General features: G+C 47.9%; 11 protein-coding genes. All 11 read left to right on the top strand.

The genetic code is table 11. From position 1 onward, the window contains the following. Positions 1 to 12: 12 nt before the first annotated feature. The gene (locus J2X61_RS10900; RefSeq protein WP_274470095.1) at positions 13 to 1359 is read left to right on the top strand and encodes an FAD-binding oxidoreductase; all 1347 of its coding nucleotides are present in this window, start codon (positions 13 to 15) and stop codon (positions 1357 to 1359) included. A 96-nt stretch (positions 1360 to 1455) separates the two neighbouring features. Next, on the top strand, positions 1456 to 2271 hold the full coding sequence (locus J2X61_RS10905; RefSeq protein ID WP_274470894.1) for an ABC transporter permease: 816 nt from the start codon (positions 1456 to 1458) through the stop codon (positions 2269 to 2271). A gap of 30 nt (positions 2272 to 2301) precedes the next feature. Then, positions 2302 to 3549 (top strand): amidohydrolase family protein, encoded by a 1248-nt coding sequence (locus J2X61_RS10910; protein WP_274470094.1) that lies wholly within the window; start codon positions 2302 to 2304, stop codon positions 3547 to 3549. A gap of 618 nt (positions 3550 to 4167) precedes the next feature. Beyond that, positions 4168 to 4440 carry an ArsR/SmtB family transcription factor gene (locus J2X61_RS10915; protein ID WP_396135429.1) on the top strand — a complete coding sequence of 91 codons (273 nt, stop codon included), beginning with the start codon at positions 4168 to 4170 and terminating at the stop codon, positions 4438 to 4440. An 80-nt stretch (positions 4441 to 4520) separates the two neighbouring features. Then, a complete protein-coding gene (locus J2X61_RS10920; RefSeq protein WP_310187775.1) occupies positions 4521 to 5702 on the top strand; it encodes an MFS transporter in 1182 nt (393 codons plus the stop codon). Positions 5703 to 5955: 253 nt separating this feature from the next. Continuing rightward, the gene (locus J2X61_RS10925) at positions 5956 to 6813 is read left to right on the top strand and encodes an aldo/keto reductase (RefSeq protein WP_310187778.1); all 858 of its coding nucleotides are present in this window, start codon (positions 5956 to 5958) and stop codon (positions 6811 to 6813) included. 168 nt (positions 6814 to 6981) lie between these two features. Then, complete coding sequence (locus tag J2X61_RS10930; RefSeq protein ID WP_274470089.1) at positions 6982 to 7542, top strand: GNAT family N-acetyltransferase; 561 nt, start codon at positions 6982 to 6984, stop codon at positions 7540 to 7542. A gap of 341 nt (positions 7543 to 7883) precedes the next feature. Next, complete coding sequence (locus tag J2X61_RS10935; RefSeq protein ID WP_274470087.1) at positions 7884 to 9077, top strand: acyl-CoA dehydrogenase family protein; 1194 nt, start codon at positions 7884 to 7886, stop codon at positions 9075 to 9077. A 166-nt stretch (positions 9078 to 9243) separates the two neighbouring features. Continuing rightward, positions 9244 to 9408, top strand: coding sequence for a hypothetical protein (locus tag J2X61_RS10940; RefSeq protein WP_158082244.1), 165 nt, complete (start codon positions 9244 to 9246; stop codon positions 9406 to 9408). A gap of 833 nt (positions 9409 to 10241) precedes the next feature. Further along, positions 10242 to 10616 carry a YciI family protein gene (locus J2X61_RS10945; protein ID WP_274470084.1) on the top strand — a complete coding sequence of 125 codons (375 nt, stop codon included), beginning with the start codon at positions 10242 to 10244 and terminating at the stop codon, positions 10614 to 10616. A 342-nt stretch (positions 10617 to 10958) separates the two neighbouring features. Beyond that, entirely contained in the window at positions 10959 to 11465 is a 507-nt protein-coding gene (locus tag J2X61_RS10950) for a DinB family protein (RefSeq protein WP_274470083.1), read from the top strand. The last annotated feature ends 61 nt before the right edge of the window (positions 11466 to 11526 follow it).

Below are 11526 nucleotides of genomic sequence, written 5' to 3' on the forward strand. Positions count from 1 at the left end.
GAGGTGAGGGAGATGGCGATGCAAATCGAATGGCAGCGAACGATGCAGGAGCTTCTGGGAGAAGACATCGTGCATGTGGACGGGGAAACGCGAGAGAAGCTCTCGAAGGATTATTACTGGTATTCCCCTGTGCTTAACCGGCAATTACAGCATATACCTAGGGCCGATGCCGTGGCCATACCTCGCAGTGAAGCGGAAGTGGCGGACATTGTGGCCTTCGGCTACCGCCACAATATTCCGGTAACGGTTCGCGGAGCGGGTACGGGTAACTACGGTCAGGCGGTTCCGCTGCAGGGAGGCATCGTGCTTGATCTAAGCCGCTTGGACGAAATTATCGAGATCGGCCCCGGCTATGCCAGGCTGCAGTGCGGCGTCCGGTTAGGCGTGATCGACAAAAAAACGCGAGAAGCCGGGCAGGAGATCCGCATTTATCCGAGTACCTACGTGAAAGCGACCGTTGGCGGCTTCGTCAGCGGCGGCTCCGGCGGAATCGGCTCGATCACGCATGGCAATTTGTGGGACGGCAATGTGCTGGAAGCCGTTATCTACACCATGGAGGAGCAGCCTCGGCGTCTGGTCGTTCAAGGCCGGGAATTGTTCAATTACATTCACAATTATGGTACGACCGGCATTCTGACGGAGGTGACGATTCCGCTCTCTCCGCGTACGGAGTGGGCGCAAGCGATCGTACAGTTCGCTACGCTGCAGCAGTCGATGCGGTTCGGAGAGGCTCTGGCGAGAGAGGAGTCGGTTCCCAAGCGTTTGATTGCGCCGATGGAATGGCCGATTCCCTCTTATTTCGTTCCCTTCGCCAAAGTGATCCGGCCCGGCATGGCCGCAGTAATGCTGGAGTTTGCGGAGGACAGCAGGGCGGCAGTTGAAGCTTTGGCCGGCCAATATGGCGGACACATCGGACATTACATCGCAGCGGAGCAGTACCGTAAAACGATCGGTGTATCGGATTTCACATGGAATCACACGACCTTGTGGGCCATGAAGACCGATGCGTCCATGACCTATTTGCAAGCCGGCTTCGAATTGGACCGTTATCTCGAACAAATAGAGCTCTTAAAAGCGAAGTTCGGCGATGAGATGTACTTGCATTTCGAGTGGGTGCGCAGCGGGGGCGAGATTACGCCTAATGCGCTTCCTGTCGTGCGATTCCATAGCGAGGAGCGTTTGTACGAAATGATTGCATACTGCGAATCCATCGGCGTCCGCATCTTCGATCCTCATACCTGGGTGCTCGAGCAAGGCGGACGAGGTGAAGTCGGCGGCATGGAGCGCAGGAAGCGCGAGAACGATCCCAGGGGGCTGCTGAATCCGGGGAAATTAAGGATGAGCCTGAACCTTAACTAGAAGGGAGATACGATCATGGCTGTAGATTCAAAATATGTGCAAATGCTGCCCGACGAAATATTTCCTGCCCGTGAGCGGGCGGCTTGGGCGAACCGGATGGACGGCGGCGTCTCCCCTGGGGAACGCTTCCTGTTTTTGTTCAAACACCTGCTGCCTCCGCTAGTCGCCTTCGTCGTATTCATCGGCGGCTGGGAGCTTATCGCCTATCTGGTCAAGGCGCCGGTCTATCTGGTGCCGAAACCTTCCGATATCGTGGCGGCAGCCATCGAAAACGAGCATTCGTTATGGGTATCCGTCCGAACGACGACGATGGAAGCTGTGCTTGGCTTCTTTCTCAGCATTATTATGGGCGTAGCGGGGGCGATTCTGCTGGCCAGCTCCAAATGGATTGAGAAAAGCGTGTATCCGTACGCCATTATTTTGCAGACGATTCCGATCGTTGCCGTTGCACCGTTGATCGTCATCTGGTTCGATGCAGGTATGAATGCCATCGTCATCATCACATTCCTGATCGGCTTTTTCCCGATGCTGTCGAACACCTTGATCGGACTGAACTCGACGGATCAAAATATGAGCAATTTGTTTTATCTCTACAATGCCAATGCGTTTCAAACGATGTGGCGGCTGCGCATTCCCGCTGCGCTGCCGTACATGATTGCCGGACTGAAAATTTCCTGCACGCTGTCCGTCGTCGGAGCCATCGTCGGCGAATATATCGCCGGGATCGGCGGGGGCCATGGCGGGCTGGGCTATGCGATTACGTATGCCGCCGCCAGGTTGAAGACCGCTTATTTGTTCGCTTGCGGGCTCTCCGCATCCGCTCTCGGCATTTTCTTCTTTCTCTTGGTCAATGCCTTCGCCAAATGGGTGTTAAGCTCCTGGCACGAATCCGAGATGAAAAAGGAAGGCTAATCGAAACAACGTGGGAAGAAGGTGAAGCCGATGCTGGATATGATTGTTCGTAAGGCTCGGATCCTCGATGATCCGGAGAACCGGGGCGTTGTCGATGTCGGTGTGAAAGACGGCCGGATCGCTGTCATCGGACAGGTGGACGATCAGGCGGAGAGGGAGATCGATGCCAGCGGGCATGTACTGCTTCCGCCTTTCGTGGAGTCGCACATCCATTTGGACACCGTCCTCACGGCCGGGGAACCGGCATGGAACGAAAGCGGCACTTTGTTCGAGGGCATCAGGCTGTGGCAGAAGCGCAAAGCGATGCTCACGCACGAGGACGTTCTGCGGCGAGCGGAGCAGGTGCTTCGGCAGCTCATGGCCGCTGGCGTTCTTCATGTCCGCACGCAGACGGACATATCCGATCCGCACCTGACGGCGCTGCGGGCGCTGCTCGATTTGCGCGAACGGATGAAGCCGCACATGCATGTGCAGGTTATCGCGTTCCCGCAAGATGGCATCCGGGCTTGCCCGGATAATGAGCGCAGGCTGGAGCAGGCGCTGGCGCTCGGCGCGGACGGCGTCGGCGCTGTGCCCCATCTTGAGCCTACGCGCGAGGAAGGGCTGGCTTCGCTCGATATCGTGTTCCAGCTGGCGGAGAAGCATGGCGGTTTCGTTCATATTTTCTGCGATGAAACGGACGATGCCGGCTCCACCTTCCTGGAAAGCACGGCCCATCTCGCCATACGTTACGGCCTGCGCGAGCGTGTAACCGCAGCGCATGCGAACGCTACGGCCTATTACGGTGAGGCCTACTTTCAGAAGGTGCTGGCTCTGACGGCTCGCTCCGGTATCCATATCGTATGCTGCCCGCTCATTAACAGTGCGATGCAGGGGCGGTACGACGCGTACCCGCGAGGCCGAGGCATCGCCAGGATCAAAGAATTGCGGGCGGCCGGCGTGAATGTCAGTCTGGCGCATGACGACATACAGACACCTTTCTATCCGCTGGGCACGGGCAACCTGCTCTCTGCCGCCCATATGGCGGCTCATCTCGCGCATATGACCGGGCGCGAAGAAGTGGCCGCGCTCGTGCGCATGGTCACGTCCGGCGCAGCGAAGGTGCTGCAGCTCCGGGATTACGGGCTGGCGCCCGGCCTGCCGGCCTCCTTCGTGCTGCTGCCCGGGCGCGATGCCTTCGATTTGGTGCGCGAGCAGCCGCTGAGCCGGTATGTGGTCAGTCACGGCCGCATCGCAGCGGAAACGGAGCCCGCACGAACCCTTGTATATGACCTTTAATAACCGCCTCCTGGTTACGTTGAACAGGGGGTATTTTTTGTTCTACTAATGTTTACTAGGTAAAAGAAGGAAAGGTGATCTGAATGTTAATGGCAATGTTCAAAGTTGTAAGTTTTGTCGGGGGAGATGAAGGTGTGAAGCGGTTCATTCAGACGTGCAGGATAGGGCTAGTTATTGTCATATTATCTAGTGTATGGACAGGTTCCCGAGCCCAAGCAAAACGAACAATCTCTTGATTTGAAAATGATTCCAGAATGGAGCCTGATGTGGTAGCTATCTTCCCGTGTCAGAAGATAAAAATAGAGTTAGTTCATTCTAAATTAATAACTTATTTAGCTGCTATTTTTAATGATAATCACTTTAGATAGTGTAGGTGTAGGGAAAGAAAAAAGACAACCTTCTCACCGAAGGAGTCGGGTGACAAGAACTTTATCTCATTCCCGCGGAAAGCAGGCAGAGAGTTCAATAAGAGGGAAATAATACTTGTTGTTGATGTTGACTTGTGTGTGATTTTAACTTTTAAGATTGCATGATAATTCCGAGAAGGTGGAGTTATTTTTAAAGACTTGATTTGTAGAGAAATCTTAGTACAATAGTTTTATGACTACTCAAAATACTATGCATGACGAGCTCAGAGTCAAAATATTTAAAGCATTAGCTGATGAAACCAGATTAGACATCATACGAGCTTTATACGCCAGTAAGAAGGAGATGAATTGTGGAGAAGTAGGAGACATTCGCGATACTTCGAAATCGAATACTTCGTATCACTTACGTACTTTAAAGGAGGCGAAATTGATAAAAGTACGAAAAGAAGCTCAAGCGAAGTATATGAGTATCGAATTAGAGACATTTCAAACATACCTACCTGGATTTCTGGATACGTTGTAGAAGGAAATTTCTTTTTTCTTCATTTGTTCAATAATATTTGAACTATAGAACTAAATGAGAAGGGCGAAAGGTGATTAATCATGTTTAAATTAACAACCTTGTTTTTCCTCATCATGTTTGTAATCGGTACAGATACGTTTTTGATTTCTCCGCTTATCCCCACGCTACAATCTTTATTTCATATTCCGACCGAGTATTCGGGTTGGATGGTAGGATCTTATGCTTTAGGTTATGCCCTATTTGCGCTAATTGCCGGACCGCTTTCCGATGGTCGGGACCGCAAAAAGGTCATGCTTTTCGGCATGGTTTGTTTCTCGGTTTCAACTATGTTGTGCGGCTTAGCCACAGGTTTTTGGTCGATGTTCTTATTCCGCTTTTTAGCCGGTGTTAGCGCTGCATTCACAGCGCCTCAAGTTTGGGCCATGATCCCTGCTCTGTTCCCAGCACAAAAAATCGCCAAAGTATCAGGAATCGTCATGGCAGGCTTGGCTGCCTCCCAAGCGTTCGGTATCCCTATCGGGAGTCTGCTTGCCTCAACCCATTGGTCTTATCCTTTTTTTACAATCGGGATATGTGCGTTATTGGTGGCGGTATTCATCTTCTATGCTTTGCCTGAAATGAAACCGAATCAAGATCCAAAGGCCAAGACTTCGATTTTCAGCAGATACCTCCCACTATTGAATAGTCGAACTGCTAGAAGGGCTTTCCTCGCACATTTCTTATTTCAATGCGGATTCTTTGCAGCCTTTTCGTTCATTGGAAAATGGGTGGCAGATCGCTTTCATCTTTCCATTGATCAAGCGGGGTACGTGATGTTTTTTCTTGGTCTCGGGAATATAGTTGGCAGCATAGGCGGTGCCTACGTCATCAAAGCGCTAAACCGTTTTAATACACTGGTTGTGGGCTTTTTTGTCTCAATCATATGTTTTATTGTTTTGCCTCACTTGCCATCGGTTACGGCTTTCGAAAGTGTTTACTTTTTCATATTCGTGAACATGGGGATCACTTTTCCATTAATATTGGGCTTGCTGAATTCATTAAATCCAGCCATCCGCGGCACGATCTCCAGCTTAGCAAATTCGATCATGTACGCTGCGACAACGTTCGGTTCTTGGATTGCAGGCCTGATTTACGCGGCTTTTAACGGTTTTTCTGCAGTAGGCATTTTTGCGGCTATTTGCTTTGCCGGTTCGTTGTTATCTTTTATTTTCAGCGGTATTTTAGCAAGGGAAGCGAAAACAAAGAAGGAGTTTGCCTCATAAATGCATAGAAGAAATTCATCTGGATATTTCCATTTTGATTGAAAAGTAGGAGAAACGGAGTTTCGTAGCCTTTTCCACCATAGCTTCCGAATATCTCAAATAAACAACATTCTTCTCAGCGTTATTGAACTAACGGGACACGATAGTTACATAGACTTCTAACAAGGCTGCCGCTAGAACATAGAGTGGCAGCCTTCTCGCTAATAAGAATGTTATACTATAGTTGAATAATAGCGTTCTAAGGGGGATTGTTATGCTATTTCGTGAACTGGGCAAAACGGGGATAAGTATTCCTGTTATAGGCCAAGGTACCTGGAAATTTGGTGAGGATAAAGATCGGGAGTTAGAAGAAATTGAAGCCTTACGTTTCGGAATAGCAAATGGGCTAAAGTTAATTGATACTGCTGAAGAATATGCTAATGGCGGAGCAGAAAAAGTTGTAGGCAAGGCAATACAAGACATAAGAAAAGAAGTCTTCCTTGTGACGAAGGTTTCTGCTAGGAATTGTTCCTACAAAGGTGTTCTAAACGCTGCTGAGGCAAGTCTGGATCGTTTAAAGACAAGTCATATCGATATGTATTTACAGCACTGGCCGAGTGATCAGTACGATGTTTCAGAAACAATGGGGGCAATGGTTGAACTAGTGAACAAGGGGTTTGTTAAATATGTTGGGGTGAGCAATTTCTCAATTAATTTAATGGAACGGGCCCAATTCCATTTAGGTAAAGTACCATTGGTTTGTAATCAAGTTGGATACCATTTGAATGATAGAAGTATTGAGAGTGACGTTTTGCCCTTTGCTAAGGAGAATGGGCTTACGATTATGGGATATTCACCATTTGGATATGCACCAGGTGTATTTGGTATGAAGGGTTTCCCTAGGGTCGGATCACAGGAAAGAAACGTATTAGATTCAATAGGGGTAAAATACAATAAGACTGCTCATCAAGTAGCATTAAATTGGGTGTTAAGGCAGGAAGGATTAGTTTCAATCCCCAAAGCGTCGAATAAGGAACATATTATAGATAATCTAAATGCATTGAACTGGGAGTTAGAAAAAGAAGATCTTGAACAGATAGAGTTTCACTTCCCATTCGGCGGAATAAGTTAAGCTAACAGGGAACTATAGCTTAATACTGACTAGAACCAGGCAGCCAATATGAACCGGCGGCCTTTTCCCCGCTAACGGGCAGGATAGTCAAAAAGCTTTCGCGAATACCCTACATATGGATTTACTGTATACAAAATAAGTACCAATCTAGGTACACGGAGGGGAAATATGCTATACGGACAACGAGTAACATTAAGGCGTGTTGTTGAAGAAGATTGGGAAAAGCGATATGAATGGCTGTCCGATCCTGTAGTTAACCGAACGTTACCATCAGGAAGTGGTATGCCCCTAACACCGGAAGTGGTCAGAGAACGTACACGGAAGTACGCGCAAACAGATCTATCATCTGTCTATTTTACCATAATAAAAGAAGACGGCATCCCGATTGGCAATACCCAATTGTTTAATATCCACCCTTGGTCCAAGCATGCTGAATTTGGTATTTGGATTGGGGACAAAATGGTATGGGGGCAAGGTTATGCTACAGAAGTGACAGGTGTTGTCCTGGATTTTGCATTCGAGCGTTTAAACCTTCATAAAGTGTATTTGACGGTAGATGCTGATAATCCTGGTGCTATTCGGAGTTATGAAAAGGCTGGTTTCAATAAGGATGGCATACTAAGAGACGAAGTCTATAAAAATGGTCAATATGTCGATCGTATAATGATGAGTATTTTGAAGCATGAATACTTAAAACTATCTAGTGGTTCCAAACAACAATGCATATAGGAAAACCATTCTGGAAGAAACTACGAAAGATAGCGTGCTTTCCTTTCTCGAAAAATTGAATGTTTAGCTAACTGGGAACTATAGTTGAAGCTGCCGGCACTATCGGCAGCTTCGTTACGTTAGCGGGCAGATTTCTTCAATAATATCAATCAATATCTGTGTTAAAATTATGGAGAACAACTACCGCTAGAAGACAGAATTTCACAGAACAAGAACTCATAGGATGCGAAATATTTGAAGATAACTTACGAGATAAAGACGTTTGAGGATTTCAATAAAATACCTTTGATCTCAAAAGTCGAAATTAAGGGACTTAATTTACAAGCAGAGGAGAGAGAGAAATGACTGGAAGCATAGGAACTGATATATATATTCGTAATGAACGAGAGGCGGAAATTGCGCAACGTTCTGATCGATTAGCCGCTCGCTTCGCGAGTCGTTCGGCACATCATGATGCAGAGGGAAGCTTTCCGTTCGCCAATTTCGCGGATCTTCGTGAAGCAGGCTACTTGCAGTTGACAGTGCCGCGAGCTTACGGCGGAGAGGAAGCGTCGCTGTACGAATTGGTACTTGCCCAGGAACGACTCGCGCGAGGCGATGGTTCAACAACGCTTGCGGTGGGCTGGCACGTTGGTTTGCTGCATCAGCTACGCTTTACGAATGCTTGGCCGGAAACGTTGTACGCACGTTTTTGCCGAGAATCGGTAGAAACAGGTGCATTAATTAATCATTTGGCGACGGAACGGGCAACAGGGAGTCCGAGTCGAGGGGGAAGACCGGAAACGAAGGCTGTTGCCACCGAGGGCGGATGGCTGCTGAGTGGACGCAAAACCTACAGTACGCTGAGTCCGATACTCACATGTTTTACTGTTTCGGCGGCGATTGAGGGCACGGAGGAAACCGGGGAGTTTTTTGTGCGTTACGGATCTGGCGTACGTGTAGAAGAAACATGGAACACACTTGGTATGCGCGCTACGGGGAGCCACGATGTGGTGCTTGAAGACGTATTCGTGCCAGACGATCAGCTTGTTCATCGTTCGGGAGCACCACGCGAGGAGCGCAGACCGGACGACGGTGGCTGGCTATTGCATATTCCCGCTTGTTATATCGGGATTGCACATGCGGCTAGAAGCTTTGCGATTAACTTCGCGCAGCAGTATCGACCGAACAGCTTGACCACACCGATAGCTGAATTACCGAATATTCGGCGTCAAATTGGCGAAATGGAAATCGCGCTTGTAACGGCTCGCATGGTGCTTTACTCGGTTGCCGATCGCTGGGACCGGGAACCTAAGCAGCGCAAAGCGCTAAAGCCGGAGCTGGGCTTGGCCAAACATGTGGCCACGAATCAAGCTATCTCGATTGTAGATACAGCGATGCGTATCGTCGGTGCTGCGAGTTTGTCACGCAGTTTACCATTGGAGCGGATGTACCGCGACGTGCGGGCAGGACTGCATAATCCGCCGATGGACGACATCGTGGTTAACGGATTGGCGCAGAGAGCTTTGGATGAAGTGAAACTTACGAATACATAAAAGCCGGTGGTGAGGGGATGTAAATGAAGCCATCTTTCTTCCACGCCATTGCCAAATCGTCGAGGCATTCCAAGGAATCAGAGCTACGATCGGCTGCCGTTTCCATGCTAACGGGCAGGTTGATGGAATAATATGTATGGTACGATGGTGTTCTGGAGGTGTATTCATGCAAAAGGCAATTGTAGTTCATTATTATAACGATAAAAAGAATAACTTAAGTGATTTAAATCAGCTTTTACAAGAGGGATGGAAGGTTGTATCTCAGAGTGCTATGTCAGGTGGTGAGATGGGTGCAACAGTTTATTCACTTGTTATATTAGAGAAAAATTAGGAAACAATGTTCGGGATTCATTGAAGAAACGGAGAACGATAGTGCAAAAACAAGGGACAGATCGCCGCGACAGGTAGCTGTCCCTTGTTTCATTGAAGTAACGGGCAGATTAACGTAACTCCCTATTTGAGGAAACGTATAGATTAGGAGATGTACTCAAGCGACATCGGATGGAGGGGGAATAATTGAACAAGTATGTGTTTCACATGATTACCAGTGTAATTTGTATTTTGATACCCGTGGTAGGGCTTTTATATGGTTTGTGGGATGCCCATCAACCAAAAATAGGACCTGTAGGAGATGGAAAACCGAATTATCCCACTATACCTCAGTTAATACCTATTGTATCTTGTTTCATCCTTGGAGTGGCAAATTTACCACTGGCGATAGTGCGGTATAGACAAAACAAAAAGTCTAGTGAAGAGTAGTTATTGTTAATCTATCGGGAAACGTTAGCATAATTACCAAGGAGCAGATCGCCGTAACATTTTGAATATGGAAAAGCTAAGAATTCTACCTCTGCAGATTCTGGGAAAGAAATTGACTTAACTGCTTTGTTAAAAAACAAATAACTCATTAAACTAGCGGTGATAAATTTGATAGTAAAAATTGATGGTTATTTCGAAAATGCATTTCTGATCGGCAAGACATGTTCTATTTCGGATGTTCCAATTTGCGTGCCATTGCACAGATCAATCTATGTAAAGATAAAGAAGCCTTCGATGATTTTTATAAAATACTTTTAAGGGTATGTCGATTTACTTGTATACAGTTCGTCGATTAAATAGAAGCGAGAATGAATGCTCCAAACTCACGATAGAGGAGAAATGAAAATGAAATTTCTGTGTTTGGGTTACTTGGATTCAGATAAAATGGATGCCCGACCAAAGGATGAGATTGACGCTATAATGAACGAATGTCCGCCCCACCTGAAGAATTTATACAAGAGCGGGCAAGTGATTATCGATGCAGGTCTCGCACCCGAAGCGAAATGCTTGCGGCGGGCGAATGGGAAAGTGATGGTTATGGACGGTCCCTTTATCGAAACGAAGGAGATGATTGGCAGTGCTTTTCTCATAGAAGCACGGGACATAGAGGAAGCGATTCAGATTGCTTCCTTACACCCAGCCGTGCAAGTGACTTCGGGCGAGCAATTTGGATGGGGGATTGAGATCCGTCCGATTCACTATTTTGATTCGAGAGATTAGACTCAACTGTTTTATGGAAAAGATCGTTCACTGTATGAAAGTAAGGGCCATTCCGCAAGGAGTGGCCTTAAAAACTTGCCGTTAAATTCAGTTAGAAACCCGCACCATCAAGGAGAAGACGCTCTTGTATCAACTTTAAGCAATCAGACGAACAGGGGGAGAGGACGAAGCATATATCGGCGATGAATTTTTAATGGCGTTTGTATCTGTTGTGATGTAAGATATTTCCTGAGACCACCTTGCAATGCATATCGATTGCAGGTAGATGCGTTTCCTCAAGGCGAGCTATGAAGGTTGTCGTCGGCAGCGTATTTTAATCCAACTCTATGAGGAGAGATGATGATGTACACGAGCGTAAATGCATTTCTAGAAGATAGTAGGCAAGAGGCAGAGCTGACATTGAAAGTATTGGACAAGCTGACGGACGATTCGCTGATGCAAGCCGTTTCGGAGGCTCAGCCACGGACGTTAGGCGAACTGGCCTGGCATCTGGTGGGCAGCTACGGCGCTTTTCTGAGAGCGGCAAGTCTGCAGATGGAAGGTCCGGACCTTTCGAAGCAGCCAGCTTCCGCAGCCGAAATCACCAAGACTTATCGCAAGGTTTATGACATAGTCTCGTCGGCGTTGAAGGAGCAATGGACGGACGCCAAGCTGCTGGAGAAGTTGGTCCTGTTCGGCTTTATCGAGACGACATACGGCGGTGTGCTGCAAATATTGATCCGCCATCAAATCCATCACCGTGGTCAGATGACGATTCTGATGCGTCAAGCGGGACTTGCGGCTCCGGGCATCTACGGACCGAACGAAGAGGAAACCGCGGCCATGCGCGCAGCCCGCGCGAACAATTAATGAAATATATTGAAGAGGCAGTGCCGACACGGCGTCTGCCTCTTTGCTCCGCTAGCGAGGA

The sequence above is a fragment of the Bacillus sp. 3255 genome (assembly GCF_031456485.1).
Lineage (GTDB): Bacteria > Bacillota > Bacilli > Paenibacillales > NBRC-103111 > Paenibacillus_E.

Excerpts from the sequence above, each read along its gene's own strand:
- J2X61_RS10920 (WP_310187775.1), top strand. The coding sequence starts at position 4,521 with ATGTTTAAATTAACAACCTTGTTTTTCCTCATCATGTTTGTAATCGGT.
- J2X61_RS10930 (WP_274470089.1), top strand. The coding sequence starts at position 6,982 with ATGCTATACGGACAACGAGTAACATTAAGGCGTGTTGTTGAAGAAGAT.
- J2X61_RS10905 (WP_274470894.1), top strand. The coding sequence starts at position 1,456 with ATGGACGGCGGCGTCTCCCCTGGGGAACGCTTCCTGTTTTTGTTCAAA.
- J2X61_RS10915 (WP_396135429.1), top strand. The coding sequence starts at position 4,168 with ATGCATGACGAGCTCAGAGTCAAAATATTTAAAGCATTAGCTGATGAA.
- J2X61_RS10950 (WP_274470083.1), top strand. The coding sequence starts at position 10,959 with ATGTACACGAGCGTAAATGCATTTCTAGAAGATAGTAGGCAAGAGGCA.
- J2X61_RS10940 (WP_158082244.1), top strand. The coding sequence starts at position 9,244 with ATGCAAAAGGCAATTGTAGTTCATTATTATAACGATAAAAAGAATAAC.
- J2X61_RS10945 (WP_274470084.1), top strand. The coding sequence starts at position 10,242 with ATGAAATTTCTGTGTTTGGGTTACTTGGATTCAGATAAAATGGATGCC.
- J2X61_RS10900 (WP_274470095.1), top strand. The coding sequence starts at position 13 with ATGGCGATGCAAATCGAATGGCAGCGAACGATGCAGGAGCTTCTGGGA.
- J2X61_RS10925 (WP_310187778.1), top strand. The coding sequence starts at position 5,956 with ATGCTATTTCGTGAACTGGGCAAAACGGGGATAAGTATTCCTGTTATA.
- J2X61_RS10910 (WP_274470094.1), top strand. The coding sequence starts at position 2,302 with ATGCTGGATATGATTGTTCGTAAGGCTCGGATCCTCGATGATCCGGAG.
- J2X61_RS10935 (WP_274470087.1), top strand. The coding sequence starts at position 7,884 with ATGACTGGAAGCATAGGAACTGATATATATATTCGTAATGAACGAGAG.